Annotated in this window: 17 protein-coding genes; 6 read left to right on the top strand and 11 right to left on the bottom strand. The window is 57.1% G+C overall.

Going from position 1 to position 16,921, the window contains the following annotated elements; translation table 11 throughout:
• Positions 1–9: 9 nt before the first annotated feature.
• From HX866_RS08520 to HX866_RS08505, 4 genes are all read right to left on the bottom strand, one after another.
• A complete protein-coding gene (locus tag HX866_RS08520; protein ID WP_177138974.1) occupies positions 10–588 on the bottom strand; it encodes a histidine phosphatase family protein in 579 nt (192 codons plus the stop codon).
• Entirely contained in the window at positions 585–1,613 is a 1,029-nt protein-coding gene (locus HX866_RS08515) for a class I fructose-bisphosphate aldolase (protein ID WP_177138972.1), read from the bottom strand. Before HX866_RS08515 ends, HX866_RS08520 begins: the two co-directional genes overlap by 4 nt.
• Before the next feature lie 396 nt (positions 1,614–2,009).
• Entirely contained in the window at positions 2,010–2,756 is a 747-nt protein-coding gene (locus tag HX866_RS08510) for a molybdate ABC transporter substrate-binding protein (RefSeq protein WP_177097886.1), read from the bottom strand.
• 60 nt (positions 2,757–2,816) lie between these two features.
• A complete protein-coding gene (locus HX866_RS08505; RefSeq protein WP_177097885.1) occupies positions 2,817–3,695 on the bottom strand; it encodes a LysR substrate-binding domain-containing protein in 879 nt (292 codons plus the stop codon).
• A gap of 202 nt (positions 3,696–3,897) precedes the next feature.
• On the opposite strand from HX866_RS08505, the gene HX866_RS08500 reads away from it, so the two are divergent.
• Positions 3,898–4,311, top strand: a complete 414-nt coding sequence (locus HX866_RS08500) for an ester cyclase (protein ID WP_177097884.1) — start codon at positions 3,898–3,900, stop codon at positions 4,309–4,311.
• Positions 4,312–4,347: 36 nt separating this feature from the next.
• On the opposite strand, the gene HX866_RS08495 is transcribed toward HX866_RS08500, so the two are convergent.
• Positions 4,348–5,265, bottom strand: a complete 918-nt coding sequence (locus tag HX866_RS08495; RefSeq protein ID WP_177097883.1) for a LysR family transcriptional regulator — start codon at positions 5,263–5,265, stop codon at positions 4,348–4,350.
• Positions 5,266–5,393: 128 nt separating this feature from the next.
• On the opposite strand from HX866_RS08495, the gene HX866_RS08490 reads away from it, so the two are divergent.
• A complete protein-coding gene (locus HX866_RS08490) occupies positions 5,394–5,657 on the top strand; it encodes a DUF2798 domain-containing protein (protein ID WP_177097882.1) in 264 nt (87 codons plus the stop codon).
• A gap of 13 nt (positions 5,658–5,670) precedes the next feature.
• Here the strand turns inward: HX866_RS08490 and HX866_RS08485 are convergent, their stop codons facing one another.
• Together HX866_RS08485 and HX866_RS08480 are read right to left on the bottom strand one after the other, a co-directional pair.
• Positions 5,671–6,462, bottom strand: a complete 792-nt coding sequence (locus tag HX866_RS08485) for a molybdopterin-dependent oxidoreductase (RefSeq protein ID WP_177097881.1) — start codon at positions 6,460–6,462, stop codon at positions 5,671–5,673.
• Complete coding sequence (locus HX866_RS08480) at positions 6,459–7,088, bottom strand: cytochrome b/b6 domain-containing protein (RefSeq protein ID WP_177101834.1); 630 nt, start codon at positions 7,086–7,088, stop codon at positions 6,459–6,461. The genes HX866_RS08485 and HX866_RS08480 overlap by 4 nt, the downstream gene beginning before the upstream one ends.
• 314 nt (positions 7,089–7,402) lie before the next feature.
• On the opposite strand from HX866_RS08480, the gene HX866_RS08475 reads away from it, so the two are divergent.
• Positions 7,403–8,539, top strand: a complete 1,137-nt coding sequence (locus HX866_RS08475; RefSeq protein WP_177138970.1) for an acyltransferase family protein — start codon at positions 7,403–7,405, stop codon at positions 8,537–8,539.
• Between the two features lie 342 nt (positions 8,540–8,881).
• Complete coding sequence (locus tag HX866_RS08470; protein ID WP_177138969.1) at positions 8,882–9,775, top strand: hypothetical protein; 894 nt, start codon at positions 8,882–8,884, stop codon at positions 9,773–9,775.
• A 104-nt stretch (positions 9,776–9,879) separates the two neighbouring features.
• Here HX866_RS08470 and HX866_RS08465 read toward each other — a convergent pair whose 3' ends face one another.
• Positions 9,880–10,734, bottom strand: a complete 855-nt coding sequence (locus tag HX866_RS08465; protein ID WP_177097877.1) for an SDR family oxidoreductase — start codon at positions 10,732–10,734, stop codon at positions 9,880–9,882.
• Between the two features lie 87 nt (positions 10,735–10,821).
• On the opposite strand from HX866_RS08465, the gene HX866_RS08460 reads away from it, so the two are divergent.
• Entirely contained in the window at positions 10,822–11,232 is a 411-nt protein-coding gene (locus HX866_RS08460) for a winged helix-turn-helix transcriptional regulator (RefSeq protein WP_177097876.1), read from the top strand.
• Positions 11,233–11,281: 49 nt separating this feature from the next.
• On the opposite strand, the gene bla is transcribed toward HX866_RS08460, so the two are convergent.
• Positions 11,282–12,181: a class A beta-lactamase gene (bla, locus tag HX866_RS08455; protein ID WP_177138967.1), complete on the bottom strand. Its 900-nt coding sequence runs from the start codon at positions 12,179–12,181 to the stop codon at positions 11,282–11,284.
• 591 nt (positions 12,182–12,772) lie between these two features.
• A complete protein-coding gene (locus tag HX866_RS08450; protein WP_177097874.1) occupies positions 12,773–14,323 on the bottom strand; it encodes an MFS transporter in 1,551 nt (516 codons plus the stop codon).
• A gap of 104 nt (positions 14,324–14,427) precedes the next feature.
• Here HX866_RS08450 and HX866_RS08445 point away from each other — a divergent pair, with 104 nt between their 5' ends.
• Entirely contained in the window at positions 14,428–15,324 is an 897-nt protein-coding gene (locus tag HX866_RS08445; RefSeq protein WP_177138965.1) for a LysR family transcriptional regulator, read from the top strand.
• Between the two features lie 69 nt (positions 15,325–15,393).
• On the opposite strand, the gene HX866_RS08440 is transcribed toward HX866_RS08445, so the two are convergent.
• The gene (locus tag HX866_RS08440) at positions 15,394–16,914 is read right to left on the bottom strand and encodes an efflux transporter outer membrane subunit (RefSeq protein ID WP_177138962.1); all 1,521 of its coding nucleotides are present in this window, start codon (positions 16,912–16,914) and stop codon (positions 15,394–15,396) included.
• Positions 16,915–16,921: the final 7 nt, after the last annotated feature.

Raw genomic sequence — 16,921 nt, 5'->3', positions numbered from 1 at the left:
GTGATCCGATCACACGTTCCAACGTTTGATGATCGCCACCTCCGGGTGATGGACGTCGTAAGTGAGGACGCTGAGCGACGCGGTATCCAGTGGGAAATGCTGTGCGGCGACCACCGACAAGCCCACCCAACGCATGGCCAGGACGGAAGAAAACTGGCCATGGGAGAACAGTGCAATGTTGCCGTCCAGCGTCTTCAGATAGGCAATAAGCCGATCAGCGCGATCGGCAATCTGCACCGGGGTTTCACCGTTCGGACAGCCGTCGCGGAAAAGACTCCAGTCCGGCCGCTGCTTGAGGATGTCGACTGAGCGCCGTCCTTCGTAGTCACCGTAGTCCCATTCCACCAGGTCCGGGACGATAACGGCGGACGCACCCTTCCCCGCCAATACGCAGGTCTGTCGCGCGCGTTGCAGTGGGCTGCTCAACACATGGGTGAAGCAGATATCCCGTAGTTGCGGGGCAAGTTTCTTCGCTTCGTCTTCGCCGTGTGCCGTCAACGGAATATCTGTACGGCCCGTATGCTGGCGAGACAGCGCCCATTCAGTCTCGCCGTGTCTGACCAGATAGAGATGAACCGGCTCTTTCATACCGCGGACCGCTCCTGAGTCGCGTCGTATTCACCCCGGCAGGCCGCGTGGTTACAAGCGAGTCGGTGTAACAGGGCCTGTTGGGCCGCCGGCACATTGGCCGCTTCGCCGCGCCAGATCTCCAAAGCCGGTTGCTGAACGGCACGGGCAAACGAAAACGCCAAGGCCCAGGGCAGTCGTGACCTGAACTCCAGATTCATGGCATTCAAGCGGGCCGAGGCCAATTCTGCTGACTGCCCACCTGACAAGAACGTAATACCCTGGACAGCAGCAGGTACCGTCCGCAGGAGACAGGTCACCGTCGCATCGGCCACCTCGGACAGGGTTGTCGGCGCGGTACAAGCCAAACCGGGAAGTACCATATTAGGTTTCAAAATCATCCCTTCAAACAGCACCCGTTGTGCGTGCAGCTGTTTGAAGACTATGCGCAGAACATCCTCCGTTACCGCTGCACAGCGTTGCAGGCTATGGTCACCGTCCATCAGCACTTCCGGCTCAACGATGGGAACCAGTCCTGCCTCCTGGCACAACGCGGCATAGCGGGCCAATGCCTGGGCGTTGGCCTCGATACAACCGGTGCTGGGAATGTCGCCGGCCACGGTGATCACCGCGCGCCATTTGGCAAATCGGGCGCCCATCTGGAAGTATTCCTTGAGCCTATTGCGCAGCCCGTCCAGGCCTTCGGTGATTTTTTCTCCAGGATGAGCGGCCAGGTCTGTTGCACCGATGTCGACTTTGATACCCGGAATAACGCCGGCATTGTTCAGCGCATCGCTGAAGGACAAGCCCTCTGTCGTGCGCTGCCGAATGGTTTCATCGTAGAGAATCGCACCATTGATGTACTGGCCCAGACCCGGCGCGGTGACAATCAGATCTCGATAGAGTCGTCGGGCCTCCTCGGTCTGTGCAATCGCCAAAGAGGCGAAGCGTCGGTTGCACGTCGGGATGCTTTCGTCCATGGCCAGCAACCCTTTGTGGTCGGCGACCAGTCTCCTGGTGATGTCTATCAGTGCTCGCGTATTCATGTTCAACTCCTTTTGTTAAAAACCGAATCAACGACCACCCTGCCCCATCGTCCAGCCGCCATGAGGGTGATGATTATCCCTGCCTGAGAGCGCTACCAGCCAGTCAGGTATTCCCGTCGCCACGCTAAAACGCTCGCCACGTCCTGGATCGTCGTCAAACAGCTGCCGCAGATGCCGTGTGTGCAGCGTCTGATAATGTGCCTGCAGTGCTTTCCAGGCTGGACTCTGTGAACGATGACGAGTTGGCTGCGGTTGACTCGCTCACGACTTGCTCACTCGGTCGACCACACCGACGGAGGGTTCCGACGGCTGAACACAGTGTAGAAGATGACCGAAACGGCAGATTCATTTTTGCCGAGCCTGTAAGAACCTCAGGGACGCTTCAAGCCCATGGGCTCATTCCATCCCTTTTGCCTGCAATAAACTCACCGCTGGTTCTTCGCTTAACGCTTTGATCAGCTCAAGCGAGTCCTTGGTATTTTGAGAGTTTTTAGCCATGGCGGCGACATAGGTCGTATAACTTTGAATTTCGGCCGGCAGCGCGCCAACAAACTGGATGCCTTCTACGGCCAATAATTCGCTGATTTGATGAATGGCAACGGTTGCTTCTCCATCGATGAGTTTCGTACCCACCAATCCCCCGTTCACCAGGACAGATTTCTTGGCAACCTCTTCAGAAACGCCGAGCTTATCGAATAGCCCCACCAGGTATATGCCTGACGAGCCTCCAGACTTGGGGTCTATATAGGCAATTTTTGCTTCCGAATGCAGCATGGCCTTAAAGTCATCGACCGAGGAAATTGCAGGCTTCGGCGCGTTCAACGGAACGGCGACACCGATCCCCACCTTCGCCACGTTCTTTGCAGTACTTTTCTCCAAACTCCCGGTGGCTTCAAACTTGTTCACCAGCGAATCAGTCAGAATCGCCACATCAAAACGCTCTCCTGACTCAATCCTCTTACTCAGTTCCCCAGCCGTGCCGTTTGATATGTTCAAGGTAATGTGTTTTGAGGCCTCAAGCTGCGGCGCAATAGCCGATAACACCGGTTTGAATGCTCCGGTGGTCAGCACTTTGATTTCAGCGGCTTGTGCACCGCTGAAAGCGGTTAGCAAAAAAACAGAGCATGCCAGTGTCGACTTCATAATTCCTGCTCGCTGGGTAAAAGTATACGAAGTGTCAGAAGCTATGCCTGCCCGGACACATCAGGTCAAACGAGTACCGGACATCAAGCCTTCAGTCAACAACGACACAAGCGGCTGAACCAGATGCTGGGTACGTGGCTCATCACCGATCACCGCCACTTCAGTCGACGGCAGCGTTGGCAGTTTCTCCGAAGGCTTGATAATCCGCATGCCTTCCTGCAGGAATGAAGTGCCCAGCGCGGTAATACCCAGTCCGCCGGCGACGGCGGCCTGGACGCCCATCAGATTGCTGGCAACGCAGGCCGAAGACCATTCTCGCCCTACCGACGCCATCGCTTCGATCATGATTGCGCGATACGCGCACGGCGGACGCATCATCACCAGGCGTACCGGTCGCGAAGCTTCGATTTCATAATCCTTCGCAGCCATCCAGACCATCGGCTCGCGCCAGATGACTCGACCCCGTTGAGCGTTAACGCTGATCTTGCGCTTGGCAATCACCACATCCAGCAGCCCGGCTTCGTGGTCGTCCAGCAGGTCGTTACTCAGGCCTGTGGTGAGTTCGAGCTGGACATCGGGATAGAGCTTGCTGAACCGCGACAAGAGCTTGGGCAACTGGGTGGGCACGAGGTTTTCGGAGATCCCCAGGCGCAGCACATTCACCTCCGCCGGCTCCCGGATTTCCCGTACGAAATGGTCGAAGTGCACCATCAATTTGCGCACGCCAACCAGCAGGCGCTCCCCGTCCGATGTCAGGGTCAAGGTACGGCTGGTGCGCTCGAAAACCCGCAGGCCCAGCACCTCTTCCAAACGGATGATCTTTTGGCTGACCGCCGATTGCGAGCGGGAAATCACCTCGGCGGCGGCGGTGAAACTACCCGTTTCCGCTACGGCGATGAATGCCCGCAACAGGTCGATTTCAATATCTCCAGCTTGCATGATGAATTCGTCTTTCAACTAGATGCCATTAACTTTATGCGTTTGAGTTCTTGATAGCAAACTCCGAATATTGGGTCACGGGATCAACCAATATCCCATGCAGGCGAAGGAAATCGCTCCAACCGCGAATGTCTGAAATCCATTCAGCGTCCCACTGAGCGGGCCGCAAAGCCCCCCCCCAAAAAAAATCTAGGAGCCCCAAATGGCGAACAATAAAGCTGTAGAAATTGTTGAAAGTTTTTGGCGTGAAGTCTGGCAGGCGAAAGACCCACAAGCGGCAGCGCGCTTTGTGGCTGAAGACTTTGTCATCACGTCTGGAGGCGTCGATATTGTCGGGCGTGAAGCTTTTATTCAGTGGATCGGGATTTTTCTGTCGAAAATCGAAGATTTCACTTTTGGCAGTATCGAGACTTTTCAAAATAAGGACGGCACCCGCGTGGCTTCACGCTGGAAACTTTCGGGGAAAAACCAGGGGTTCATCGGTGGGCAGTCATGCCGCACGCCTTTCGAAATGCTGGGTACCGCCGTTTGGGAGGTTCGTCCGGACGGCTTGCTGGCCCATAACTGGGTCGAGCGTAACGCCCTTGAAGTTCATCGCGACATGATGGGGCTTTGAGGGGGTGCACCTGGCCGCCATCCGCCCCTGTTGCCACTAATTCGATTCGACTTGCATCGCCCTCTCGAGAAAATCGATAAACGCACGCACTTTCGTATTCAATGCCGACAACTCGGTGACGCACGCATAGATATCCATTGGCACCAGCTCAGCAGCGGCGGCGTTGCGACTGTCCGACTCGAACAACGGCAGCAGTCTTCCACTGTCGATGAGCGGCTGTGCGACGAAGCTGGCCAGGCGTACGATGCCGCCGCCGTTGACGGCGATCTGTGCGAGCATGTCGATGTCATCGCAAACAAAGGCAGGATTGAGCTTCGCCTCGAAGCGCCGGCCTTGCATCACAAAATTCCAGGGTAGAAAGCGCCCATCCGTGGGGTAGCGAAAGACCAGGCAAGCGTGCTGCTGCAACTCCTCGGGCGTGACCGGGATACCTGCGCGGTCAAGATAATCCGGCGAAGCACAAATCACGAACGGGCGCGATGCGATGCGCCGGGCAACGAGCCGGTCGTTCAGTTGCGCCTCGATGCGCAGACTGATGTCCACCCCTTCCAACCGATGATCAACGCGCCGATCAGTGCTGATCAACTCGATATCGATACGCGGGTAGGCCGCCTTGAACGCGGGCATCAGTGGCGCGAGCACATGACGCCCAAACGCCGCCGTGGTGGCGATGCAAAGTCCCCCCTGGGGCTCGGTCGCCACGGCCGCCGCTTGCGAGGCGAGATCGATATCACCCGGGATGTGGCGCACCTTTTCGAAATAGCGCGCACCGCTTTCGGTGAGCGCCATGCTGCGGGTGGTGCGCGAAAGCAGGCGCACACCCACATGCGCTTCGAGTCGCGCCAGGCTCTGACTGACGGCAGCCGCGCTCATGCCCTGGGCGCGGGCCGCCGCCGCGATGCTGCCGGTTTCCACCACGCGGATGTAACTGTTGATCAAGCCCAGGATGTCCATCCAACCCTTGCCCTTCAATTCGTTGATTTTACTTAATAATGATTCAAGCGTGACACGACTACCCGCATGCCCGAGCGCTTGTTAGGTTGGCCGCTCTTTCACCCACCAGCGTTGACGAGGGTTAATCGATGACCGCTAGAACAGCCGCAAATTCTGCACGCTTTCGCTTTCCGAAACACACGGCACCTTACCTATTCGCGCTCTACATGGCGACCATCATGGCGTTTCTCATGTGCCTGGTGATCACCGCCGCCGAATTTGGCATGAATGAACATTACCTGGAAAATGTGATGAGTGCGTATCGAGTGGCAATGCCTTCGGCCTTCATCTGTGTGCTCATCGTGCGCCCGATCGTTGCCCGGCTAGTGTCCTGGACCGTGCGAGGGCACTGAGACGGCGACGTCGTCAGCTACCACCGAACCAGTTGTAGCCCTGGTCCTCCCAGTAACCGCCACTGTAGGTATTGCTGACGAATATCGCCTGAATGTGTTTGGGGTTCTTGTAGCCGAGCTTGGTGGGCATGCGCAGTTTCATCGGGAAACCGTACTGGCGAGGCAGGACAGCGCCGTCGTAGGTCAGGGTCAGCAGGGTTTGCGAATGCAGTGCGGTGGGCATGTCGATGCTGGTGTAGTAATTGTCCGCACATTTGAAGCCGACATATTTTGCGTCGGTGTCGGCCCCTACCCGTTTCAGGAAATCGCTGAAGCGCACCCCGCCCCACCGGCCGATTGCACTCCAGCCTTCGACGCAGATGTGCCGGGTGATTTGCTCGGTCTGCGCCATGGCTCGCAGTTCTTCGAGCCGCCAGGTGCGCTTGTCCGCCACCAGCCCGGTCACTTCCAGTCGATAGTCGGCTTCCTCGACGACCGGGGCCTCGTCAACGCTATAGAAGGCGTTGAAGGGAAACGGCCGCGTAATCATCGACTCCGGATAGGTGGGCGCCAGTGCGTTGGGGTTAAACAACCAGCCCTGCACCCGATCATTGAACCGGGACATGGATGACAGCGCGGTTTCAACGCTGTCGCTGTCGCTCAGGCTGCAACCGGACAACATCGCCACCCCACCCAGGGTCAGGCCCCGCAGCAGGAACGAGCGGCGCGAGCGGTCCTCTATTTGCAACTGAGGCGCAATGATTTTCCTGGCGTCTGTCAGGATCGACGACTCATCCAGTCCGCTCCTTTCATTTCGCTTGTTCATACGCGCTCCTTACGACCGACGATCATTGCCCAGAGGGTTTTAGGAACCAGCACGACCATCACCAGATGCACCGCGACGAACCCCATCAGCAGCGCCATCGCGATGAAGTGCACATGGCGTGCGCCTTCATAGCCGCCCATCAACTCGCGTAGCGTTGCGAACTGAACGGATTTCCAAAGCACCAACCCGGAAACAACCATCATGGTGATGTCGACCATTACGAACAGATAGGCAACCCGCTGCACCTGGTTGTAATGGCTCAAGTCGGCATGTCCCAAACGGCCCCTCAACGCAGCCCATAGGTCATGCAGCACACCTTTGGGTGAGACCGGGAAAAAGCGTCGTGACAGACGGCCACTGGCGGCATTGATGAACAGATAGACGAGGCCATTGAAAGCCAGCAACCACATGGCCGCGAAGTGCCACTGCAGCGCCCCGCCCAGCCAGCCGCCCAGCGTGATCGAAGAGGGAAAACTGAAATCGTACAGAGGGGACGCGTTATAGATTCGCCAACCACTGGTCACCATCACCAGCACGGCCAAGGCGTTCAACCAATGAGTCAACCTTAGCCATCGAGGATGGCTGGTCACCGGATGTGCATGGGTCGATGTGGGCAACGCTGACATGATCGGCTCCGAGCGTTAGGTCTATCGGGGATTGTGTAGGCCTGCACATCCCATAATCCTCACGCAAAGTTAAATTTAACGTGACAACTCCCAAGTTGATTGTAGACGTCACTGACGAATGCCTCAGAAAGGCATGCCTGCCTGACGCTTACCGTGCCGTGCTCCCCCTGTGATAACTTAAGCGGCACCGAGTGCATGACAATGATTGCAATAATATTTATGGATACCCCATTAACTCAGCCTGGACGCTCGTGAGGCAGTCTTGCACGAGGTCGGTTCGGCATTTGTAGAATGGGCAAAGGGATAATCTAACGATGAGCGTTGGCCTGCGTAATCCTCGGATCGATCTGATTCGAGGCGTCTCTATTTTTCTCGTACTGCTTCACCATTTCAACATCGCTTATCATCTAAACGATACGACCCTTGCTGATGTATTGGGTTGGGATGCCGTCCGTGCTGTCGCCCGCAACGGTAACTATGGGGTGACGATGTTCTTCGTCATCTCGGGCTATTTGATTACGTCGAATGCTCATCGTCGCTGGCCTGGGCTCGTCGGCATCAGTGCGCGTGCGTTCTACGGAATGCGTATCGCGCGTATTGTCCCGTGCCTTCTGTTGCTGGTCGTCATCGTCAACGTGCTTGCTTTGGGCGGTGTGGCGATCTTCCAGAATAATATGTCCGCCGGGACACCGGTCTCGTTCTGGACCGTGAATCTGGCGTCCCTGACCTTCTGGATGAATGTGCTGATCAGCGCCCGAGGGTGGGTCAATTATCCTCTCGGTGTACTGTGGTCGTTGTCGGTCGAGGAAGTGTTCTACCTCACGTTCCCGATTCTCTGCCGCCTCCTTCAGCGGGAGTCGCGCCTGCTTGCCTTCTGGGGCATGATTATTATCGCCGCCCCCTTGTACCGCTTCACTCATCAGGGCGATGAGGAAGGCTTCCTTTATGACTATTTCGCGTGCTTCGACGGCATCGCCATTGGATGCTGCACGGCCTTGCTTGCCGGGCGAATGCCTCTGTACGGTTCTGTAGCGAAGATCCTGCAGGCACTGACCCTCGGCGCTATGGCATTCCTCTATTTGTATTGGCCGATTGGGCAATCAAACGTGTTTGGTGTGACTGCGATGGCGCTTGGTACCGCGGTGCTGTTGCTGGGTGCGCACCATCATCCGTCAGGCAGCGACCTCCAGCACACCCGCCTCCTGGCCGGGCTCGGATGGCTTGGAAGGCTTAGCTACGAACTCTACCTGTTTCACCTCATCGTGCTCGGCGCAATGAGAACGATATTCCCGCCTCGCGTCGTCGTCGGCGATGAAAAAACGCTGCTTCTGGTTATGTTCTTCGTGCTGTCCGCGGCACTAAGCGCAGCGGTCGCGCGATTCTATTCTGAACCATTGAACCGCAGTATCAGGCGATACCTTGCTCGGCATACCCTCATCGTCACGGTCTAACAATTGGCAGCCCGACTCTTCGACAGTGCCGTTCTGTGGGGCGAGCTAGAACCCTGTGTGCCCTGCCCCCCACCGTAATTTGTGTGCCTGCCGAGAAACTTCCGATTTCAGCCCGACATCGGCTTGCGGTCCTGCAAAAGGCATCTATATTCAGGCTTGGCTGGCAAGGCCACTGGCCATCATTCAGCGCCCGTCTGCGGAGAGCGCCCTGAAGAATCTATTGATTTCCGCTCCTGCGGCACGTATCAGCTCACCTTATTGTTAGCGCACACGTTAAAGCAACCACGTACCACAACAACCTCTGACCCTTACATTGAGGTAAAAAACATCATGGGAGATGGCATGGATTCTTCAGGAAAGAAAATTCACGGAGATGGTAGCTTCATACCTGGTTCAGTTCGAGTGGTGGACTACAATACATTTTTCAATAATATTCTGGTGCGTGGCAGCTCTGCTTTCGGTGCAAACATTAAAACTGATGAGCCATTTGCCATTTCTGATTTAGTCGGCGCCATTAAGAAAGATGAAAATTTTTCAAGCACCGGTATCACGCTCGCCGCCAATCCGATGGTGATCGACTTCTGCCTGATCGGGTTTGGCAGTGATAAAGACAAATATATTGTAGAGGCCGAGATAAAGTGGTTTACCGAAAACAGCACCACTCCCAACGGTAATTCGGGCCCTTACCCCGTCTACTTCAGCGCGACAAACACAGGGGTTACCGCCGGGAGCACAATGATGTATTGGCCGATTCAGGCGTTGGGAACCGAATTGCTGGAAACGGTTGGCGCGACCTGGAACCCTTCTCCAGCCAACTCTATCGGCACGGGGACAGATAAGGAAGGTTTCGATTACTCCGGGCTGATATGGGCGATCTGGAACGCGCTGCAAGGTCAGACGGCCAACTTGCCCAACGCTCCCTCGGCATTAACCTCAATAAAGGATGCCATTATTTATATTCACTGCGATTCGGGCGTTAATCGTACCGGCGCAGCAGTGGCTGGATACCTGATGAATTTCGGGACCCATGTAGCCGCGATGAACCTTCCGTCAACAAATGGCGTTCCCTACACGCTTGCTCAAGCACAAACTGCGGCCAACTTGGCTCCCCCAAGCAACGATTCGTCGCCGCCGGGTGGCGCGGATATACCAGTGGCACAGGCATACTGCAATTACCTATATACGAAAACTCTGGATGGGGAATTGTCTGTCGCCTGTTTACCGGCGAGCAATTGATTTTATTGCCTTGTGAACAATGGAAGCGCCTTTGGGCGCTTCTTTTTTAATGTATTGCGGCGGCGAATGGCTGAACACTCGAAACCGGCATTTGGCACAGCGCTTCAGCCCTTCAAGGCCACGGCTACCGATGTAGCGACAGGCGTCGTGTCGCGGCCAATCAATGCGCTCAGTTGCCGACGATCATCGAACAGCGCACCGTTGGCGGCGGCGGCATCGGAGTCGGCCAGCAAGGCGGCAATACCTTCCGGCAAACCGAAACTCAGCAGTGCCGCGTGGTATTCGCCCTGGGGCAGGTTCTGGTAGACCACCGCCCTGCCCGATTGCTTCGCGATGTCATCGGCCAGTTCGCTCAAGGTGTAGGCCGTGTCGCCAGCCAGTTCATAGACCTTGCCCGCTTGCCCCTCGCTGGTCAGAACCACCGCAGCCGCCAAGGCATAATCAGCGCGTGCGGCAGAAGCGATCCGGCCCTCACCGGCACTGCCCAGGAGGGCGCCGTGCGCCACCGCCGTCGGTACACCGGCGGTGTAGTTTTCGTTGTACCAACCATTGCGCAACAGCACATGCTCAAGCCCCGACACGCTCAAGGCCTGTTCGGTTTCACGGTGCTCGTCCGCCAAGCCTAATGCCGAGGTGTCGGCCCGCAATACGCTGGTGTAGGCCAGCAGTTTCACGCCTGCCGCTTTTGCCGCGTCAATCACCGCACGATGCTGCACGCTGCGTTGGCCAAGCTCGTTGGACGAGATCAGCAGCAAGCGTTCGACCCCGCTCAGCGCACTGGCCAACGTCTGCGGCTGGTTGTAATCCGCCTGGCGAACGGTAACGCCCTTGGCGCTGAGGTCCTGCGCCTTGAGCGGATCCCTGACCAGCGCCACCAACTCGCTGGCAGCCACCCGCTCCAACAGCGCCTCGATCACCAGACGGCCCAATTGTCCTGTCGCACCTGTAATAGCAATCATGAAGAAACACCTTGCGTGAATGAGGAAGAGCGCTCAACGTACACACCTAGCTAACTAATAGTAAGTACGTACAAAAAGGTAAGTGTCATGAATCTTCCCGAGGCCCCCGCGTCGACGTTTTCCAGAATGGTCCAACGAGGTGAAGTGCTCGACGCCAACTGCCCTTCGCGCGATGTGCTCAAGCACATGACCAGCCGTTGGGGCGTTCTGGTGTTGGTATTGCTGTCGGGCGGCATGCATCGTTTCAGTGATATGCGCCGCAAGATTGGCGGGATCAGCGAAAAAATGCTCGCGCAGACCCTGCAAGGTCTGGAGGGCGATGGGCTGGTGAGCCGCGTGTCATTGCCGGTGGTGCCGCCCCATGTGGAATACAGCCTCACGCCCCTGGGGCACGAGGCTGCCGAACGCGTCGGAGCCATGGTGGACTGGATCGAGGAAAAGCTGCCAGCGATCATGCAGATTCGCCGTGACAAGGCGTCGACTGAACCTGAGTCCTGAGGTCAACACGCTTGCCCGGCGTCGGGCCCGGCTCTTTCCCAGTACCGACTCACAGCTTGGAAGCCATCTCTCCGATCATCGCGATCGCTTTGTCACGTTGCTCTTTCGATGCTTTTGGCAAAAACGTATAGGCCACTGCTATCACGGCGCCCCGATCAGTAGGCCAGGCGACACCAACATCATTGGCGTTGCCTACATCATTAGTACCGGTTTTCTCCCCGACCAGCCAGGATGCAGGCATGCCAGCGCGCAGGCGAGTCGCTCCTGTCTTGCCCTCTATCATCCACGCTGCGAGCTGATGTCGAGAAGAGGGCAAAAGCGCGTCTCCGAGCAGCAGTGTTTTTAACGTTTTCATCATGGCCAGTGGTGTCGTGGTGTCTCGTTCATCACCTTCATGATCATGTTCGTTGAGGGCCGGCTCGTAACGATCCAACCGGGTGATATCGTCACCGATAGAGCGCAAATAGGCGGTGACTGCCTCCGGGCCTCCAACGCTGCGAATTAAAACGTTGGAGGCTGCATTGTCAGTCCACGCCACAGCGGCCAGGCATAGTTCTGCGACCGTCATACCTGGCTCGCCGAGCCGTTTCTCGGTGATAGGTGTCCACCCACCAAGATCTGACTCTCTGACCACGAGGAGACGATCAAGCTTCTCTTTACCGCTGTCCACCCTTGCCAATACCGCTGCTGCGATGAAGAGCTTGCTCGTACTATTGAGCAGGACTCGCTCATTGCCTCTATGGCTGGCGATGGCCCCTGTAGAGCAGTTCATCAATGCGACGCCTAGCGTTCCTTCATGCTCGCGCTCAAGTTTTTGCAGCTGTTTCTCTAGGTCGTTGTCAGTGGTGGCCGAGGGAGATGGAACAGCCAAAGCAGGCGCCTGGATCGCGATTGCTGCACTGGCTACCGTCATGGATGCGATAATCTGACGGCGCGAGAATTTCGTCATGAAGTGGTGTCTACCATGCGTCAAAATTGGATCTAGAACTGTATCAGAAGGTATGTTCTTCAACACTCGCACTCACCTCAAATGATCACTCAAGGGCCGAACAGAGGGTGACCATCGTTCCAGAAACTCGACATAACTGGCACTCTCGATTTCCAGCGGCTGCGTACTACGTCGGTGTGTTTCAACCGGATAGGAATCAACGGTGCCGGTGACATTGCCATCTGAAGGTAATCACCCGGATCACTTATTCGGACTCCCGCGAGACAATTCGCCCGATAGCTAAGTCATCTCAGAATCAATGAGATGACTCAGCCGCCCCCGACGGCTCTGCTGCGAGAGCCTCAATAGTGGCGGGGCGCAGTGCAATTAGCTCCTGAAATCGCTGCAGGCTGGGCCATCTTTCAAGCCCAAATCCGAACCATTTCAGCCATCGAAGTAAGGTATACAAATAAGCATCCGCGACGCTGTAGTCACCACCCAGTTGGTAGGGGGCAGTTAGGCAGAGTAAAGGTATGTACGCTGGGAAACACATATGAGAAAAAACCGCCAACCCTGCTGCTGGCGGCCTTGTGGAGACACCAAGCTAGTCGATTAGGCCACGGCTTTACGACCAGGCTCCTCTACGACTGTGCGATCTTTGCTAAGCAGACCCAACACCACCGCTGCCGAAAACAGAGTGATTATGGTCAGGATGTGCAACAGATACTGGAAGGCTTGGGCATAGCCTGCGATCAACGTCTCGTTTGCCAAACCTGGTACGCGATTGATCGCATGTGCCATGTCCCCAGTGGTCACACGCTGAGCGGTTTCGGCAATAGCGGCCATATCGATATTGCCCGGCGCGCTTTGCATGATTTCAACCAGGTGCGTTTGCAGTAGCGAAGCCAGAATGGCTGCCACACTGGCCAGTGCGATCCCTTCCCCGGCAACGCGTACAGTATTGAAGATGCCAGCAGCCATACCGGCGCGCTCTTTCGGAACCACGCTGACCGACAAACCGTCCATCAACCCCCATGGCAACCCAGCGCCAATGCCGATCAGCAGCATTGGCCCTACCAAGCCAAATTTCGGCTCACCGACATTGTACAAACTCAACCAGTGCAAACCGACAGCCGCAATCAAGAAGCCCACACCAGACAAGATGCCCGGTGAAACAAAACGCGCCATCGACGCCGCCATCATCGGAATGACCAACATCGGAGCAGACAGCGCCAGCAACAGCAGGCCAGCATCGATCTCACTCAGACCTTCAACACCGATAAAGCGAAGTGGCAGCATGACCACCAATACGATATAGCAGTAGCAAGTGCCGATTGGCAGCATCTGCACACCGATGAAACGCGGGTAGCGGAACAGCGTGAGATCGAGCATCGGACGCTTGACGCGCATTTCGATCATCACGAACAACGCCATCAGCACCGCAGAGCCGACCAGAAGCCCTACCACTAGCGGGCTGCCCCAACCACTTTCAGGCGCTTGGATGACACCAAAGGTGAAGAGTGCAAGCACGCCGGTGAAAGTGATGGTCCCCGGCCAGTCCAAACCCTGAGCCCCTGGATCACGGGTTTCGCGCATACGCGGCAGACCGAAAACCATTGCGATTACGCCAATGGCTGCAGTGAACACAAAGATTGCGCGCCAGCTGAACGCTTCGATCAAGCCGCCAGCCACCAGGGGGCCGAACGCCAGACCGATACCGAACGTCGTGCCCAACATGCTGTAAGCGCGAGTACGGGCATGGCCTTCGAACTCTTGGGCGATGGCCGCCGAACCACTGGCCAATGCCGCCGCACCTGCAACGCCCTGGACCGCACGCAGAATATCCAACCAGAACACCGAAGGGGCCAGGCTTTGTGCAACAGAAGCGGCGGTGAACAGCATCATGCCAATGGTGAACAACTTTTTGCGACCGTATACATCGGCCAGTGCGCCGGCGGCCATCAACAGACTGCCAAATGACAGCATAAAGGCGTTGGTGATCCAGGTCAGGGCAACCGGGCTACCTCCCAGTTCACGACCAATTGCCGGGGTGGCAACAGCCCCTCCTGTGAAGCTGAGGGGCAGGACAAGCGCTGACAGGCATATAGCGGCGAGAATGAGCAACTTGTCTCGCGCGCTCGCCTTATGGGCGATATTTGTCATGGGGTAACCACCTATTTTTCGAAAAGATGTGTCATTGTTGCTGACTAAGAATCATCGATAAACACACCTGAATGAGACGCTTAGTCGCTTCAAGAGAGACAATCATGGAACGTGCCGACACGTCATTCCCCGATATCGCTGCCTTCGTCGGGGTCGCCCAAACGGGTAGTTTCACCCGCGCAGCCGAAAACCTTGCCACCAGCAAATCCAACGTCGGCAAGGCGGTTCAGCGTCTGGAGAGCCGCCTGGGTACTCGCCTGTTTCAGCGCACCACAAGGGCCGTGCGTCTCACCGAAGACGGAGAGACGTACTTGATTGCTGCGCAGGCAGCGCTGGACAGCCTACGGGACGCAGCTCAGGCTCTCGCGGCGCGCAGAGAAGAACCAATCGGTCGTGTTCGGTTGGATATCCCATCGGGGTTTCGCCAGCTGTTCCTTCCAACTATTTCAGAGCTTCGCCACAAGTACCCGCAGGTAACCCTCGAACTGTCCATGACTGACCGGATGTCCGATGCCGTCGGTGAAGGCTGGGACATTGTGGTCCGCGCCGGAGACTTGCCTCACGACAGTGAAATGACAGTACGCAAACTGTGCAACATCACGCTGAGCCTATATGCCTCGCCTGACTACCTGACTCGTCATCCTCCCATTGAGTCGGCGTCGGACCTTGTCAACCACGACGCCGTCATCTTTCGGGGATTCACAGGGCGCTTGCGCCCGTGGTCGCTTGCCGAAAACGGCCATGTCAGGGAGCTTTCCCCGGCCCCGGTACTGATTGTTTCCGACGGTCAGGCTTTGATCGATTCGACGGTTGTCGGTTTGGGCATCGCGCAAATATTCGATAAGGTCGCTCAGCCCTATGTCGACAGCGGAAAACTGGTTCGGATATTCCCCGCCGTTGATACACCGGGCCCACCCGTGCACGCCCTGATCCCACTGGGTCACCGGATGCCTGCGAAGACGCGAGCAGTACTCAACTACCTGGCCGACCGGCTCAGATAACGTCCTTCGTCAAACCGAAGCCCTACACATACAGGCTTCGGTTTGTCACCAGACTTAATGCCCCATCATTTACTTCTGACTAACCTTGAGCGCTTCGTTCACGGGCACGACATCCCCCCAGCCGCCACCCAACGCACGAATCAGATTGATTGTCGACGCAGCTTGCAGGCCTTGCAACTGCACCGCCGTACGTCGCGACTGCAACACGGTGCGCTCAGCGTCGATCACGTCGAGGTAGTTCACCGCACCTTCGTTATACTGCGCACGGGAAAGTTGTGCCGCACGGGCCGCTGCATCAACAGCCTCAGCCTGGGTGCGGGTTTGGTCCTCGAAGATACGCAGGTCCGACAACCCGTCCTCGACCTCCTGGAACGCCACCAGCACCTGCTGACGATAGGTCGCGACGTTCTCTTCGTACACGGCGCGTGCGTTAGCCAAATCGCCCTTGCGCTTTGCGCCGTCGAAGATCGGCAGGTTCAGCGCAGTACCCGTCAGAGGCCCCAACAGGAACGTTCTGCTGCTCCACTTGAACAGGCTGCCCAACGAATCCGACTCAAACCCACCAACTCCAGTCAGCGTCAGCGACGGGAAGAATGCTGCCTTGGCAACACCAATCCGCGCGTTAGCCGCAGCCATTGCACGTTCTGCCGCAGCGATGTCAGGACGGCGCTCCAGCAGTGACGACGGCAGCCCGGCGGGGATGCGCAAGTTGACCGCTACCAGCGGATTCGGTGCGATGGAAAACTCTGCCGGCGCCTTGCCCAACAGCACTGCCAGGCTGTGCTCCGACGTGGCGCGCAGACGCTCGACGGTCATCGACTCGGAGCGCGCCGAGGCCAGCTCCGATTGTGCACGAGCTAAATCCAACTCGCTGATCTCCCCCATGTCATATCGCTGTTGCACCAGCTTCAACGTCTGCTCGCGCAAGGCTACAGAATCAGCGAAAACCTTGGCTTCGGCGTCGTATTCACGCAGTGCGAAGTAGTTCTGTGCGACATCCGCTTGCAACGCCAAGTGTACTGAGCGGAACAACGCCTCGCTCTGTTGCATGTCGTCCTTCGCCGCTTCCACGGTGTTGGCAACACGACCGAACATGTCGACCTCGTAGGATATCCCGGCCTGCGCGCGCCACAGGGTTTGCGCAGGAACGTTGGCACTGTTAGACAGACCTTGCGAAGCGCCGGAAACCTTCTGCCGGGTCGGGCCGATGCCCGCGTCCAACGTCGGGAACAATCCGGCACGGGCAGCAACGTTGAGTGCACGGGCTTCGTTCAGTCGGGCGGTGGCCGCGGCCAGGTTCTGGTTAGCGCTGGCGGCCTGATTTTCGAGACTGTTCAGGGTCGGGTCCTTGAACACTGCCCACCAGTCACCACGGGCCACTTCTTCAGACGGTTCGGCCGTTTTCCACGAACCAGCTTCAGCAGCCGACAACGCGGTACGAGGCTCCTGCACCTTTTCCTCTTTGTAAGCCGGAGGCATCGAAACATTCGGCTTAAGGTAGGTGGGTGCCAGCGAGCAACCTGCTGTTGCCAGCACGGTCACCAGCCACACTGAACCCAGCAGCATCCGGTTCAAAGCAAAAACTTTCATGTCGTTC

The sequence above is a fragment of the Pseudomonas gingeri genome, from assembly GCF_013386165.1.
GTDB classification, from domain to species: domain Bacteria; phylum Pseudomonadota; class Gammaproteobacteria; order Pseudomonadales; family Pseudomonadaceae; genus Aquipseudomonas; species Aquipseudomonas gingeri_C.
Note: the sequence above shows the minus strand (reverse complement) of the source record. Positions and strands in the feature narration are given on the sequence as shown.